Here is a 15568-nt window from a genome sequence, read left to right on the forward strand (position 1 = left end):
TTTGGTTTGCACTTCAAGCCCCCCTCCGGTTGCGAGCGCCCTCGCATTGGTATTCCGGGAGTCTAAAAGTACTGAATCCGAGTCAGTTTTTTTGCTTTTAGTGCTTAAAGCACCTGGACATAGCAAAAACTCCCGGAATTCCGGGATACCCACAAAAGTGGGCTCAATTGTACGCTCGGATTTAGGGCTTTTAGTTCCCTATTGGTCGTTGCGTATACGACCAAAATTACAGTATTCATTTATAAGGCAATTTCAGGAGATTGGCAAGAAAAATGAAAATAATCTCCAAGACTATAAGATTGGGTACTTTTTAAAAAAGTGCGAAATATGGATTATAAATCGCGTCTTTTTCCTATCAAAATGTCGATAAAATTTGGATTTTTAGTTGGCACTTCAAGCCCTCCTCCGGTTGCAAGCGCCCTCGCATTGGTATTCCGGGGTCTGAAAACACTGACTTGACTCAGCTTTTTGCTTTTAGTGCGGAAACGCACCTGGACATAGCAAAATCTCCCGGAATTACGGGATACCCGCAATGCGGGATAAATTTATGTATTAAGCTTTCGGGCTTTTAGCTCCCTATTTGATCGTTGCGTGGACGATCAAAAACACGTGCTTATCAATAAAGTAATTTCAGGAGATTGGCAAGAAAAATGAAAATAATCTCCAAGACTATAAGATTGGGTACTTTTTAAAAAAGTGCGAAATATGNGGGATGAAGAGGTGGGGGTGTTGACGAGAGAGGGATGGGGGTGAAGAGTTTATGAAGGGAGGGGAGTTGGGATGAAGAGGTGGGGGTGTTGAGGAGAGAGGGTGTGGGGAAAGTTATTTTTGAAGTGGGATTGACCGGTGCTTTGCGTGATCTTACTTTAGGGTGGTGAAGGGGCAAGAATATTTTAAAATAGGAGGTATCTGTCGCGTTTGATGCAACATTATCCTTTGTGGTGTCGTGATCTGAAATCAGCAGGGGAATTGGCTAGAGTAAGAAGCTGTATTGTTGACAAACCTATGTTTACAAAGCGGTGCGAGAGGAATTTGAAAGTTTCGTTTGGCTGCTTTCTGTAAATGTGGAGAAGCATCAAAACGTTGATCCGTAAAATAAAAACGTATATCCGTAAAATGATGCGGAGGATTTATGCTTTGTGTGCGCTTTTGCTTAATCAGAAATCAGCCACAAGATTGCTTTTTGTTTTTTCGGCTGGAGCTCTCTAAAATTTTTCAAAAGTGAATGTTCTTTTTCGCTGTATGTTTCTTGATCATAGTGTGCGGCATGTGTTGAAAGATTTTCTTTTGTGGCAATATCTGCATAAAAAAAGCTTATGGGAACTTCCAGTTTTTGGGCGATTTTGAGTAAACACCCTGCGCTTACACGATTGAAGCCTTTTTCATATTTTTGGATTTGTTGGAAACTGACACCTAAATAGCTTCCTAATTCTTTTTGAGAAAGCCCCATGGCAATTCTTTTTTGACGAATTCTTTTGCCTATCAGAATGTCGATAAAATTTGGATTTTTGGTTTTCACTTCAAGCCCCCCTCCGGTTGCGAGCGCCCTCGCATTGGTATTCCGGGAGTCTAAAAGTACTGAATCCGAGTCAGTTTTTTTGCTTTTAGTGCTTAAAGCACCTGGACATAGCAAAAACTCCCGGAATTCCGGGATACCCACAAAAGTGGGCTCAATTGTACGCTCGGATTTAGGGCTTTTAGTTCCCTATTGGTCGTTGCGTATACGACCAAAATTACAGTATTCATTTATAAGGCAATTTCAGGAGATTGGCAAGAAAAATGAAAATAATCTCCAAGACTATAAGATTGGGTACTTTTTAAAAAAGTGCGAAATATGGATTATAAATCGCGTCTTTTGCTTAATCAGAAATGTCGATAAAATGTGGATTTTTGGTTTGCACTTCAAGCCCCCCTCCGGTTGCGAGCGCCCTCGCATTGGTATTCCGGGAGGTTGGATTCACTGAACTTAAACAGTCTCTTGTTTTTAGTGCTTAAAGCACTTGGACATAACAAAAGCCCCCGGAATTTCCGGGATAGCCATAATTGTTTATGTGTTAAGTTTTAAGGAATCCAACTCCTTATTGACCGCTGCGTAGACGACCAAAAAACACAGGCCAATTCATAAAGTAATTTCAGGAGATTGGCAAGAAAAATCAATATCCCATAAAATGGCGTGATTTTGAGGGGTGTGGAGTGCTGGTTTGAATTTGACTTAAGGGGTATATGAATGGAATAATATTAATTGTTACTCTTTTGCTTAATCAGAAATCAGCCACAAGATTGCTTTTTGTTTTTTCGGCTGGAGCTCTCTAAAATTTTTCAAAAGTGAATGTTCTTTTTCGCTGTATGTTTCTTGATCATAGTGTGCGGCATGTGTTGAAAGATTTTCTTTTGTGGCAATATCTGCATAAAAAAAGCTTATGGGAACTTCCAGTTTTTGGGCGATTTTGAGTAAACACCCTGCGCTTACACGATTGAAGCCTTTTTCATATTTTTGGATTTGTTGGAAACTGACACCTAAATAGCTTCCTAATTCTTTTTGAGAAAGCCCCATGGCAATTCTTTTTTGACGAATTCTTTTGCCTATCAGAATGTCGATAAAATTTGGATTTTTGGTTTGCACTTCAAGCCCCCCTCCGGTTGCGAGCGCCCTCGCATTGGTATTCCGGGAGTCTAAAAGTACTGAACCCTAGTCAGCTTTTTTGCTTTTAGTGCGGAAACGCACCTGGACATAGCAAAAACTCCCGGAATTCCGGGATACCCACAAGAGTGGGTTCAATTGTACGCTAGGGTTTAGGGCTTTTAGTTCCCTGTTGATCGTTGCGTGGACGATCAAAATTACACTTTAAGTGATAAAGTAATTTCAGAAGATTGGCAAGAAAAATCAAAATAATCTCAAAGACTATAAGATTGGGTACTTTTTAAAAAAGTGCGAAATATGGATTATAAATCGCGCTTTTACCTATCAGAATGTCGATAAAATATGGATTTTTAGTTTGCACTTCAAGCCCCCCTCCGGTTGCGAGCGCCCTCGCATTGGTATTCCGGGAGTTTGAAAGCACTGAACTCGATCAGCCTTTTGCTTTTAGTATTTATAATACTTGGACATAGCAAAAGCCCCCGGAATTCCGGGGATACCATTAAAGTGGTATCGATTTTTGTTTAGCGAGTTTTCAGGCTTTCAAATCCCTATTGGTCGTTGCGTATACGACCAAAATCACATGCCAATTAATAAAACAATTTCAGGAGATTGGCAAATAAAAATAGTTTTTATTTATAAACTTTATTTTTTAATGAGAGGCTTTCCGCCTCTCAAACTCTCCGGAACGCTCACCAAAATCATGACATCAGATCCGCGTTTAATGAGAGGACTAACAAGCCTTGGTTCTTAAGGTCAAGGAAACCACTACGTGGCGCCTAAAGGCGTCCTTGACAAAAGAACCATAGGAGCTTGTTTTGTCCCTCTCACGCGGCTCCGAAATCATGATTAGAAGGGGAGCTTATAGGGGGGTGATATCAGGCATATCAATTTATCAAGGTGTTTTTTAGAGTGTATGATGAGTATTTTAGGCTGGATTTTTTTGTCGCGTTTGATGAAATAATCTTGTTTGAGGGTGGGTGATCTGAAGTGCTTGGGGGAGATTGGCTAGGCAAGAAGCTGGGGTAATACTATTGTTTATAGAGTGGTGCGGTGTGGAAGTTTCATTTGGCTATATTCTGTAAATATGTAAAAGCGTAAAAACGGAAATTTGCAAAAAAGGAAAAGGCTTTATGTCGTTAGAGGCGTTGTGGTTAATGATACGCAATGTATAGGGATCGTGTTTTCAAAGGTAGGAAGAACAACATAAATGGAAGGAGTGGCTTAGAGGAAGCGTGTGAAGAGAGAGAAAATGGGGAAGGCTTTATGGGAAATGCGTAGAGTATGAAGTGTGGGGCGGTGAAGCATGTTGTGAATGGTGTGAAGAATGGAGAAGGTTTTTGAGAAAAGGAGGGGCTTCTGGCGTCGGGGAGTGGTGTTTATCTGAAGGGCGCATGTTTAAGGTGTGGAAGGTGAGGAAAAGTTGGAGAGAGGATGATTGTTCGTAAGTTGTAGAGGGATTAGTCAGAGGTGTTGGGAAAATGCTTTAGGGGAAAAAATTAGCGTAATTTCTTGTCACACTGAAACCAAAATCATCATAAAAATTGAAGGGAATTAGCGGGTAAAATTGGTGAAAAAAAAGTTTTGATTCTTAAGGTGTGGGATGACGTTTTTTGAGAGCATGGAAGAGTAAACTTGAAAAACCTTTCCCTTTTTGTGGAATTTTTATTCACAAACTTAAGAAAATAGGGTATGAACGCTGGAAATAACGCACAGCTTAACAAAATATGTGCACTGTAAAGGAAATGTTTGTTTATGTCAAAAGAAGAAGTTTTAGAATTTTCTGGTATCGTTACTGAACTCTTACCTAACGCGATGTTTCGTGTGAAACTGGAAAATGATCATGAAATTATTGCCCATACCGCTGGTAGAATGCGGAAAAATCGTATTAGGGTGTTGGCCGGTGATAAAATCATGGTGGAAATGACACCTTATGATTTGACAAAAGGGCGCATTACATATCGCTATAAGTAGCATCGTGGGTGGCTTGCACTTTTTTCTAAAAGCTATCATATTATTTCTATTATTTTTTAACAGTTTTTTAGTTTGCTTTTCATGAGTGAAAAAAGGGGAGTGTTTGAAGAGCCTTGAAAAACTGTAAAATCGTTGCGGAAAAAGGATAAGGAGATCAATAGCGCTTAAAAGGGAGCGCTAAAGGGGGTGAGAGGGAAGTCAATTGTGAAGGGGTGGAAATGAGAAATATAAGAGAGTGGGGGGAAAAACGTTTGGCAGATACTCTTACAGAAGAAATTCATTTGGTGCTTGCCTCCGCTTCGCCAAGGCGTTTAGCGCTCTTGGCACAAATAGGGATTGATCCCCAGCAGGTTTATGCAAGCGATATTGATGAAACGCCAAAATTAAAAGAACATCCTGCAAACCTTGCCAAACGTTTGGCAAAAGAAAAAGCACTGAAAGCCCAAAAAATTTTGCGCTGGTACAGTCAGAATGGTCAAGACGAGTTGCAGAATAGTCAAGAAAAATTACCTGGACAGAAAATGATTATCTTGGCGGCTGATACGGTGGTGGCTGTTGGGCGGACCATTTTCCCCAAACCAGAAAGCGAGGATGAGGCTTATGAATGTTTACGATACCTTTCTGGGCGTTCGCATAAGGTCTATGGTGCCATTTGTGCGCTCAATGAACGTGGAAAAATAACCGTAAAATTGGTTGAAAGTCGTGTTCGCTTTAGACGCTTAACCTCTGCCATGATGAAGGTTTACCTTGCTTCAGGAGAATGGCAAAGGAAAGCGGGTGGCTACGCTATCCAAGGAAAAGCAGGGGCTTTTGTTGTCCATATCACGGGTTCTTATTCTAATGTTGTGGGATTGCCTTTGGCTGAAACAGCCGATCTCTTGACCGCTTATCACTATCCACTTTTCACTCATTGGGCTGAACAAACGCATTAGAAAAACTTTAAGGTAAGATCAATGCAAGGTGAAAAGCAACAAAAAGAGAAAAGCAAAAATGAAAAAAAAGCAACAGAAGAAAAGTTAATGAAGAAGCCAATGACAAAGGTGTGCCAAGAACAAAAAGAGCTAAATTTGCAAAAAGAGACCCGTCCTCCGCATCCTTGTCCTATTTGTGGTCAGATGTCACAAAAATCTTCTTATCCTTTTTGTTCCACACGGTGCCGAGCTATTGATCTTAATCGTTGGCTTTCAGGCTCTTATATTTTACCACCCCCACCACAAGTAAGTGATGAAGAAGAATAAAGGGGATATTCCTCTTGAGAAAGAACGCTAAAGCGTTTTTTTGTGTGGGAACTGAAGGGGAGGCGCGCGGGATTATCCTATATCAATCTATTTAAGAGCTGGATTAACGGCTTGCTTATTATCGTCATTCGCAAAGACGCAGATTAAGTTCAATCAACGATGGAAGTTTTAATACATATCTAAGACTTATTCCCAAAGGTTTTGTTTACCATGGATAATTATAAATTGCTTTGTTGCATGAAGGTTGATGGTGCTTTGTTGCGTGAAAGTTGTTGATGCCTTTAGGGTGTGAGGAAAAATTGATCATCTAATCAGTATTGCTAAGGAAAAAAGAGGGCGCGCGTGTTTTGGTGCAAAGAGACGGGGTAACAAAAAATCGCTTGTTAGTGCTTTGTTGCGTGAAAGTTGTTGGTGCCTTTAGGGTGTGAGGGAAGAATTGATAGTCCAATCAGTATTGCTAACGAAAAAGAGGGGCGCGTGTTTTGGTGCAAAGAGACGGGGCAGTAAAAAATCGCTTGTTGGTGCTTTGTTGCGTGAAAGTTGTTGGTGCCTTTAGGGTGTGAAGAAAAATTGATAATCCAATCAGTATTACTAACGAAAAAGAAGGGGAGTGTGTTTTGGTGCAAAGAGATGGGGCAACAAAAAATCGCTTGTTGGTGCTTTTGCTGGGTAATGGTATGGTGTCATTTGGGGGCTGGATTGATTATATCGTGATTTTGACCGTATCTGTGTTCACGTGGAAAGCTGATCAATATGACGTCGCTTTGATTGGAGCGGCAACATTATTACCTGGTATCGTTCTGTCTAAGCCAATTGGAATGTTGGTAAGTCACCGTTCTATGATACATTGGCTGCGGGCGTCACTGCTGTTACGGGCACTCTGTACTGTCGGTTTATTGATGGCGACGAGTCTGCAAGGATTTATTATACTGGCAGTTATTCGAGCGACATTCAACAGTCTAGCTATGCCTGCAATTTCCGTTCTTAGTGCAAATTCGGTGCCTGAAAACGGACGGACTCGTTACTATTCTGTGCTTAACATGATCAATAGCGCAGCAAAGATGATAGGACCTGCTTTGGGGAGTGCTCTGTCTGTACTTTTGTCAGATACCTATACTTTATTGTTTTCTGGATTTTTGACATTGCTAGGCTTTATCGTGTTTTGTTGTCTTGGTGCACAACCTGTCTCGTCACTCATGATAAAAACAGCGAATACCATAAAATCAAAGCATAGGCTTTATGGGACAACTTGGTATGCCTATGTGGCGGTGATGTTTGTGTATTTTGCCATGATCTTTATGGTGAATAATCAGTTGCCAGTTATTCTTAGTGCAATGAAAATGAATAAACAAGCTCTTGGGATGCTGGTATCGGCTTCGGCAATCGGTAATTTTCTCTATGGGTTTTGGAGTGTGAAACAATCTAAGCATAAACCCCTTACAGGCAAAATATCAGAGTTGTTAATGCCGGCAATGTCAACAATGATTGGTTTTGTCATGATCTCTGTGTGCTTTTTTTACTTTGATTTACTCCGTATTGAGACTTTGTTGCTCTGTTTTTTCCTTATTGGAATGGTTAGCGCTTACTTTTCCATATCTTCTAACGTTTATCTGGTAAGCAATTTCAATGAACAGATTGGGGTGGCTTCCGGATGGGTGCAGTCTATACAAAATTTAGCTATGTTGGTGGCGCCCTTTGTTGGAGCGTTTGTTTTAGGTCACACTTCGGCTGGAAAATTGTTCCTTCTTTCTGGATTGAGTGGATTATTCTGTTTATTGGCTATTAGGATATTGGTGAACCGTTCTTTGTTAATTGTTCGATCTCAATGATTGGCTCATCAATGAAACAAATGTTTTAAATCATTTTTCTGAGATTTAGAGGACGTGGAGATAATCCAACATAGAGCAGCTTTTTCAACGTCATAGATTCAATTTTTGATTTTTACTTAGCCGCTTATATGTTTTTTTCGGGGCTTTGCCTTCTTGATACGGTTCCACTGTCTCGTAAACGCAATAGGGGGCATGGTTTTGAGCGACAATGTCATTTTTGTTTAACTCCGCTTTGCTACGAATAGTCAAACTTAAAAACTCAGCTGCCAATCCTTAATCAGCTTGACTTGAAGCAATAATGAAAACAGAAAACGAGGAGCTATAGTGTGAATTATCTTACATGCCGTAAAATATCATTCTTGGAGGTATGGTGATATCAGGTATGGGAAACTTTAGGCAGGGGGTATGTTAATTGTTGCTCTTTTTCCTAATCAGAAATCAACCACAAGATTGCTTTTTGTTTTTTCGGCTGGAGCTCTCTAAAATTTTTCAAAAGAGTGTGTTCTTTTTCGCTATAGGTGTATTGGTCGTGGTGTAAGAGAGTTTCTTTTGTGGGAAGATCTTCTTTTGTGGCAATGTCTGCATAAAAAAAGCTTATAGGGATATCCAGTTTTTGGGCGATTTTGAGTAAATACCCTACGCTTACACGATTTAAGCCTTTTTCGTATTTTTGGATTTGTTGAAAACTGACACCTAAATGGCTTCCTAATGCTTTTTGGGAAAGTCCTATTGAAATGCGTCTGTGACGGATTCTTTTTCCTATCAAAATGTCGATAAAATGTGGATTTTTAGTTGGCACTTCAAGCCCCCCTCCGGTTGCGAGCGCCCTCGCATTGGTATTCCGGGAGTCAAAATACTGAGCTCTAGTCAGTTTTTTTGCTTTTAGTGCGGAAACGCACCTGGACATGGCAAAAACTCCCGGAATTCCGGGATACCCACAAAAGTGGGCTCATTTTACGCTAGAGCTTAGGGTTTTTGAATCCCTCTTGATCGCTGCGTAGACGATCAAAATTACACTTTAAGTGATAAAGTAATTTCAGGGGATTGGCAAGAAAAATCAAAATAATTTCAAAGACTATAAGATTGGGTACTTTTTAAAAAAGTGCGAAATATGGATTATAAATCGCGTCTTTTATCTATCAAAATGTCGATAAAATTTAGATTTTTAGTTTGCACTTCAAGCCCCCCTTCCGGTTGCGAGCGCCCTCGCATTGGTATTCCGGGAGGTTGAAAATACTGAGCTCAGTCAGCCTTTTGCTTTTAGTGCTTAAAGCACTTGGACATAGCAAAAACTCCCGGAATCCCGGGATACCCACAAAAGTAGGCTCAATTGTACGCTAGGGTTTAGGGCTTGTCTTCCCTCTTGATCGCTGCGTAGACGACCAAAATTACACTTTAAGTGATAAAGTAATTTCAGAAGATTGGCAAGAAAAATGAAAAATTTTCTATTCTGTTATACCGTAAAACGGCGCTATTTGAAGGGGGAGTGAAGAGCTTGAATATTCATGATAGGGCTTGATTTGTTGAGCCTGGTGAAGTGCTGTCTTTTTTGGGGGGTGGAGACTGTAAGGTACTAGGCAAAAAGCTGGTTTCGTTTTCAAAACAGTGTTTACAGAGCAGCGCGGGTGGTGATGTGGAAATTTTATTTGGCTGACTTCTGTGATAACGTAAAAGCGTTAAAACGTATATCCGTAAAATGATACGGGGATTTGTGCTTTGTGTATACTTTTATTTGGCGTGGAATGTGGTGAGATAAATGGGGAATGCATTTGTGAGTGGAGTGGGGAAAGCTGGGATGAAAAGGGGTGTTAAGTGCGTTTTCTGGAGAAGAGTATGTGGAGAATATTTGGAGGAAGGGCTTATTTGTCTTGTCTGATGAAACAGCATTTTTTGATATGTGGGATAGCCGTATGAAATAATCAGCAGGGGAATCTGATAGACAAGAAATCAGATTTTTGCAGAGCAGTGTTTACAGAGCGGTGCGTGGGGTGAACCTTTCGTTGGTTGTTTTCTGTAATGATGTAAAAACGTAAAAATGTGAATCTGTAAAAGTGAAGCGGAGGATTTATGGATTTATGTATTGTGCGTGTTTTGGGGTCACGTTGGGCTTTTATCTGGCATGGATGGGGTGAGATGAATGGGGGGAGAACGAGCTTGTGAATCGAGGAGGGAAGCTGGAATGAAGAGTGCTGTAAGTCGTGAATGTGTGATGGGAGAGAAAAGGGGGGCGTGGAATGGAGAGAGTGCCTATGGACAAGGGGAGGGTGTGGATAAGAGGCGGGGTAGTGCAAAGGGATGCGTGAAGGGATGGTGTGAGGGTGATAGAAGAGGGAGGTGAGGCTTTTATTAAAGGGTATTGTGGTTTTGAAAGGGGGTGAGAATGGAGAAAATGCCCTGGAAAGTATGGTGACGAGGGAAGTTAAAGGGGATGAGAGCAGGGCTCGAAAAAATAACTGGGAAAGGGAGCCGTGGTGGGGAAATGAAAAAAAACTTTCTCACCCCCAGTTGTTTTCAAAGGGGAGTGAGGGGCTTATCAAGAAGAAAAAAAGCTAGTTTCTTTTCATAATCTTCCAAGTTTTTCCATCAGACATATACATAATCTTTTGACCTGTGGTTATCTTTTGTGTGCCGTGAGTGGTGTGAAGCGTAGAACTGAAAGCCGCTAGATGATCTATAAAGATTGATTTCCACTTAAATGAATCAGGAGATGGCAAAAAGATATTGGGTGCCCAAGAACGATTTTTTGAACGAATAACGACAAGCTCTTTTTGTTTCAAAACGTTAGAAATTGTTTCTGCAGACAGATCTTTCTCATTGGAAATGGGTATTTCTGGTTTAGTAGTAGGCGAGGCTAAACCTCCAAAGTCGCTTATACTTGTCATGCAAAAGTTGGATGTACATGATGTTTGGATGAAGTCAGAATCTCGACACTTTCCTTGATTAGAAACTCTCAGACTTCCTTCGTGTAGCTTGTTTTGTTTTATGCCTTGAGGCTCAAAAAAAATCGAACTTTGTGGACTTAAATCATAACAGGAGGAGAGATGTCTCTTCCAACGAGAATGGTCTTCAACAAAACTTGAAGATTTACGGAGTTGTCCAAATGTATTTGGTACTTCTATGGTCCCAATATTCACTTTTTTACCCGTTATAAAATCGACTACTGTCGCTGTAACTAGATTTTCATTTTTTTCAACATATAATCGATATCTGCGTCCCATCTCCCATGGAAACTTGATTTCACATCGTACTCCTGAACCTTCCTGAGTAAAATGCTTACATGTATTACCCTTCCATCCCGTTGCATTCCAGATAGAAAAATGAATGGTACGGCCGCTCCTGTTGAAAAAACCAATTTGTCCACTTTTCCCGTTTTGGAATTCAAATTTATTTCCCCAGAAATAGATGGAGTTAGGTCCACCATCGTAATTTACTTGCTGGGTGAAAACAAATAGATCAAATGATGCATTTGCAAGCCATTCATGCTCTATTGTAATAACTTTGCCGGCAAAAACGGCATAGCTTGGTTTACTTATTAGAAGGAATAAAAGTATTAAAATAACCTTTTTTACAGTATGGTACATACTCAAATCCTCTATCTTAATAAAAATAGTGTAACTTTATAAGTATTAAATCATACATTCAATGATTTGTTAAGTAAAATTAGAGAAAATACTTTAATGTTTACTCTAAACTATATGCTGTAAAGACTACTTTGTTTAAAGTGTTTTTGCATGCTCCTTTTCTGCTGTTCAAATTTAAGTTTAATGGTGGAATTTAGGGGTGATGGTTTAAAAAGGGGAGTGATGATGGGGGGTATAAGAAAAGTTGCGGTTTTTATTTAAAATGATAGCGTATTTTTTTCTCCCTCTTGCTATGAGGCTTGTAGAAACCCATATTCTTTTTAGCACTATGGTTCTTCTTCTTGCTGCTTTTTTCGCGGTGTTTTTTAGAGGCTGGAAAATCCTTTCTGGATGTTTCTTTTGTGGAATATTGGAGAGGTTAAAGTGTGGTGATGGCTTGAGATTTAAGGAAAAAAAATGAACTTGGAAAAATATAGCGAACGCGTGCAGGGTTTTTTACAATCAGCACAAAATAGCGCTCTTGCTTCTGATCATCAGCAGTTTTTGCCGGAGCATTTCCTGAAAGTGTTGTTAGACGATTCTCAAGGATTGGCTGCATCGCTTATCCAAAACGCTGGTGGTGATCTTACTCTTATTCAAAAGGCGCTAAAAGAAGCACTTGATGCTTTGCCTAAAGTGCAGGGGGGAAATGGACAGCTCTATCTTTCGCAGCCATTGGCAAAAGTTTTCGCGCTGGCTGAGGATATTGCGAAAAAAGCCGGTGATCAGTTTGTGACCGTGGAGCGCATGTTGCAAGCGCTGATCATGGAAAAGACCGCAAAAACAGCCGATATTTTAACAAGTGGAGGATTGACCCCGCAAGCGCTTAATCGGGCAATTAATGCGCTGCGGAAAGGAAAAACAGCAACAAGCCCCCATGCTGAAGGACAATATGATGCCTTGCAAAAATATGCCCGGGATCTCACAAAAGACGCCCGTGAAGGAAAACTCGACCCTGTGATTGGGCGAGAAGAAGAAATCCGCCGCACTATTCAGGTGCTTTCACGGCGTACCAAAAATAATCCCGTGTTGATTGGTGAGCCTGGGGTGGGGAAAACAGCTATCGTGGAAGGGTTGGCATTGCGCATTATCAATGGCGATGTGCCTGAAACTTTGCGGGATAAACAGCTTCATGCGTTGGATATGGGAGCGCTTATCGCTGGTGCAAAGTATCGTGGGGAATTCGAAGAGCGCCTTAAAGCGGTGCTGGCAGAGGTGCAAGCTGAAAATGGACAAATTATCCTCTTTATTGATGAATTGCACAATCTTGTTGGCGCTGGAAAATCTGATGGTCCTATGGATGCTTCTAACTTGTTAAAACCTGCTCTTGCACGCGGAGAACTCCATTGTGTGGGCGCTACTACGCTCGATGAATATCGAAAATATGTCGAAAAAGACGCTGCTTTGGCACGCCGCTTTCAACCTGTCTTTGTACCTGAACCCTCTTTGGAAGATACTATTTCTATTTTGCGCGGTATTAAGGAAAAATATGAACAACATCACAAAGTGCGCTTGGCTGATAGTGCTTTGATTGCGGCGGCGCGTTTGTCTAACCGCTATATTACGGATCGCTTCTTGCCGGATAAAGCTATTGACCTTATCGATGAAGCGGCGGCGCGGTTGCGCATGCAGGTCGATTCAAAGCCGGAAGAACTCGATGCTGTTGATCGGCGTATTTTACAGTTGAAGATCGAACGGGAAGCTTTGAAAACAGATGTCGAGCCAACAGCAAAAGAACGTTTGAAAAGCGTGCAGGAGGAACTGAAAACATTGGAACAACAGTCCGCTGAGATGACAACGGCTTGGCAGGCTGAGAAACAAAAATTAGGGCATGCTGCTGATTTGAAAAAACAACTCGAAGAAGCCCGTAATGCTTTGGCTATTGCACAACGTGATGGACAATTCCAACGCGCTGGAGAGCTCGCTTATAGCGTTATCCCTGAACTCGAAAAACAATTGAGTATTGCGGAAAATGATGACCAACAAAATCATCTCGTTGAAGAGACGGTCACTGCTGAACATGTGGCGCGGATTGTTTCACGCTGGACCGGTATTCCTGTTGATCGAATGCTGGAGGCAGAACGGGAGGCGCTGTTGCGGATGGAAGATGAAATTAGCAAACGTGTGATTGGTCAGGGAGAGGCTGTTCAAGCTGTTTCTCGTGCTGTACGCCGCGCGCGTGCAGGGTTGCAAGATCCCAATCGTCCGCTTGGCTCTTTCATGTTTTTGGGTCCTACTGGTGTGGGGAAAACCGAATTAACCAAAGCTCTTGCCGCTTTTCTTTTCCAAGACTCCAATGCCATGTTGCGCATCGATATGTCGGAATATATGGAAAAACATGCTGGGGCGCGGCTGATTGGGGCACCTCCTGGATATGTTGGATATGAAGAGGGTGGGGTGCTGACGGAGGCTGTACGTAGAAGACCTTACCAGGTCATTCTGTTTGACGAAATTGAAAAAGCACACCCTGATATTTTTAATCTCTTGTTGCAAGTGTTGGATGAGGGACGCTTGACTGATAGTCAAGGACGTACCGTTGATTTTCGCAATACCTTGCTGATTATGACTTCTAATCTTGGTGCTGAGTTTTTAACTGCTTTGCCTGAAGGGCAAGCAACAGATCAGGCAAAAAATGATGTTATGAATGTCGTTAAAGCGGCTTTCCGTCCTGAATTTTTAAACCGTATTGATGAGATTATTCTCTTTCAAAGGCTGCACCGTCACGATATGGAAGCGATCGTCGATATTCAGATAGAACATTTGCAAAATTTGCTCAATGAACGCAAAATAACTTTGCAAATCGAGCCAGAGGTGAGAAAATTTCTTGCCGATAAAGGCTATGATCCGCTCTATGGTGCGCGTCCGCTTAAACGGATTATTCAAAAAGAAATTCAAGATCCACTGGCGGAAAATATCTTATTTGGAAAAATTCACGATGAGACAACGGTGAAAATTACAAAACAAGGAGATCGGTTGGAATTTTTGCCTGAAGATTAAGTTTGGAAAAATTCATGGTATAAAGGGCGGTGATAATCCTATTATGTGATAAAACACCGCTCTTTGAGGCGTGCTGATTTAGAAAAATCACGATGAGACAAGCGGTATTTTATTGCAAAGCAAAGGGAGTGGCTGGTGTTTTTGCATGTTAAATCAGCGTTTTCGAATATCGTAGGATTCTTTTACTTCTGGTTGTAGTGAAAGCTATTTTCTTGCAATGTTATAAGTGAAGTCACAAGCGGGATTGCTTTATTGCTTTGTGCGTAAAAGCGTTAAAGAGAAATGCCGTTTATCCGCCGTAAAACACTGCTCTTTGAGGGGGTGTGGGGAGCTGATCTGAATTTGACTTAAGGGGGATATGAATGGAATAATGTTGATCGTTGCGCTTTTGCTTAATCAGAAATTAGCCACAAGATTGCTTTTTGTTTTTTCGGCTGGAGCTCTCTAAAGTTTTTCAAAAGGGTGTGTTCTTTTTCGCTATAGGTTTCTTGATTGTGGTGTAAGAGGTTTTTTTTGTGGGAAGATCTTCTTTTGTGGCAATGTCTGCATAAAAAAAGTTCATAGGAACTTCTAGTTTTTGAGCGATTTCCAGTAAACATTTGGCACTTACACGATTGAAGCCTTTTTCGTATTTTTGGATTTGTTGGAAACTGACACCTAAATGGCTTCCTAATTCTTTTTGAGAAAGTCCCATTGCAATGCGTCTATGACGGATTCTTTTGCCTATCAAAATGTCGATAAAATGTGGATTTTTAGTTGGCACTTCAAGCCCCCCCTCCGGTTGCGAGCGCCCTCGCATTGGTATTCCGGGAGTCTAAAAGTACTGAACTCGAATCAGTTTTTTTGCTTTTAGTGCTGAGAAGCACCTGGACATAGCAAAAACTCCCGGAATTCCGGGATATCCGCAAAGCGGGACAAATTCATGTACGAGTTTTCGGGCTTTTAGCTCCCTATTTGACCGCTGCGTATACGATCAAAAACACAGGTCAATTCATAAGGCAATTTCAGAAAATTGGCAAGAAAAATTAAAATAATATCAAAGACTATAAGATTGGGTACTTTTTAAAAAAGTGCGAAATATGGATTTTTAGTTGGCACTTCAAGTCCCCCTCCGGTTGCGAGCGCCCTCGCATTGGTATTCCGGGAGCCTGAAAGCACTGACCTCGAATCAGCATTTTGCTTTTAGTGCCAAAGCACCTGGACATAGCAAAAACTCCCGGAATTCCGGGATATCCGCAAAGCGGGACAAATTCATGTACGAGTTTTCGGGCT

The 15568-nt window shown here is 41.2% G+C and carries 10 protein-coding genes and 1 pseudogene; 6 read left to right on the plus strand and 5 right to left on the minus strand.

The window, feature by feature from the left end; translation table 11 throughout:
• Positions 1-1153: 1153 nt before the first annotated feature.
• Positions 1154-1519: a helix-turn-helix domain-containing protein gene (locus ACFIL2_RS00215; protein ID WP_375639403.1), complete on the minus strand. Its 366-nt coding sequence runs from the start codon at positions 1517-1519 to the stop codon at positions 1154-1156.
• Positions 1520-2257: 738 nt separating this feature from the next.
• Entirely contained in the window at positions 2258-2623 is a 366-nt protein-coding gene (locus ACFIL2_RS00220; RefSeq protein ID WP_375639402.1) for a helix-turn-helix domain-containing protein, read from the minus strand.
• A gap of 1770 nt (positions 2624-4393) precedes the next feature.
• Between ACFIL2_RS00220 and infA the strand changes: the two genes are divergently transcribed.
• The 4 genes from infA (at position 4394) to ACFIL2_RS00240 (ending at position 7679) form a co-directional block, all read left to right on the plus strand.
• Positions 4394-4612 (plus strand): translation initiation factor IF-1, encoded by a 219-nt coding sequence (gene infA / locus ACFIL2_RS00225; RefSeq protein ID WP_004857577.1) that lies wholly within the window; start codon positions 4394-4396, stop codon positions 4610-4612.
• Between the two features lie 218 nt (positions 4613-4830).
• Positions 4831-5544, plus strand: a complete 714-nt coding sequence (locus ACFIL2_RS00230; RefSeq protein WP_375680434.1) for a Maf family nucleotide pyrophosphatase — start codon at positions 4831-4833, stop codon at positions 5542-5544.
• A 21-nt stretch (positions 5545-5565) separates the two neighbouring features.
• A complete protein-coding gene (gene yacG, locus ACFIL2_RS00235; RefSeq protein ID WP_375611670.1) occupies positions 5566-5850 on the plus strand; it encodes a DNA gyrase inhibitor YacG in 285 nt (94 codons plus the stop codon).
• Positions 5851-6470: 620 nt separating this feature from the next.
• Entirely contained in the window at positions 6471-7679 is a 1209-nt protein-coding gene (locus ACFIL2_RS00240) for an MFS transporter (protein ID WP_375680435.1), read from the plus strand.
• Between the two features lie 427 nt (positions 7680-8106).
• On the opposite strand, the gene ACFIL2_RS00245 is transcribed toward ACFIL2_RS00240, so the two are convergent.
• Positions 8107-8478, minus strand: a complete 372-nt coding sequence (locus ACFIL2_RS00245) for a helix-turn-helix domain-containing protein (RefSeq protein ID WP_375639404.1) — start codon at positions 8476-8478, stop codon at positions 8107-8109.
• 1338 nt (positions 8479-9816) lie between these two features.
• On the opposite strand from ACFIL2_RS00245, the gene ACFIL2_RS00250 reads away from it, so the two are divergent.
• A complete protein-coding gene (locus tag ACFIL2_RS00250; RefSeq protein ID WP_375680433.1) occupies positions 9817-10017 on the plus strand; it encodes a hypothetical protein in 201 nt (66 codons plus the stop codon).
• A gap of 211 nt (positions 10018-10228) precedes the next feature.
• Here the strand turns inward: ACFIL2_RS00250 and ACFIL2_RS00255 are convergent, their stop codons facing one another.
• The gene (locus tag ACFIL2_RS00255) at positions 10229-11260 is read right to left on the minus strand and encodes a DUF3472 domain-containing protein (RefSeq protein ID WP_375680432.1); all 1032 of its coding nucleotides are present in this window, start codon (positions 11258-11260) and stop codon (positions 10229-10231) included.
• A 456-nt stretch (positions 11261-11716) separates the two neighbouring features.
• Between ACFIL2_RS00255 and clpB the strand changes: the two genes are divergently transcribed.
• Entirely contained in the window at positions 11717-14296 is a 2580-nt protein-coding gene (gene clpB, locus ACFIL2_RS00260) for an ATP-dependent chaperone ClpB (RefSeq protein WP_375677254.1), read from the plus strand.
• 392 nt (positions 14297-14688) lie between these two features.
• Here clpB and ACFIL2_RS00265 read toward each other — a convergent pair.
• A pseudogene (locus ACFIL2_RS00265) lies at positions 14689-15059 on the minus strand (helix-turn-helix domain-containing protein).
• Positions 15060-15568: the final 509 nt, after the last annotated feature.

Source organism: Bartonella sp. AP30XZML, assembly GCF_042195945.1.
GTDB lineage: Bacteria > Pseudomonadota > Alphaproteobacteria > Rhizobiales > Rhizobiaceae > Bartonella.

Bases quoted from the DNA above. Each gene is read 5' to 3' on its own strand.
- infA (WP_004857577.1), top strand. From the start codon at position 4,394: ATGTCAAAAGAAGAAGTTTTAGAATTTTCTGGTATCGTTACTGAACTC.
- ACFIL2_RS00230 (WP_375680434.1), top strand. From the start codon at position 4,831: ATGAGAAATATAAGAGAGTGGGGGGAAAAACGTTTGGCAGATACTCTT.
- yacG (WP_375611670.1), top strand. From the start codon at position 5,566: ATGCAAGGTGAAAAGCAACAAAAAGAGAAAAGCAAAAATGAAAAAAAA.
- ACFIL2_RS00250 (WP_375680433.1), top strand. From the start codon at position 9,817: ATGGGGGGAGAACGAGCTTGTGAATCGAGGAGGGAAGCTGGAATGAAG.
- ACFIL2_RS00255 (WP_375680432.1), bottom strand. From the start codon at position 11,260: ATGTACCATACTGTAAAAAAGGTTATTTTAATACTTTTATTCCTTCTA.
- clpB (WP_375677254.1), top strand. From the start codon at position 11,717: ATGAACTTGGAAAAATATAGCGAACGCGTGCAGGGTTTTTTACAATCA.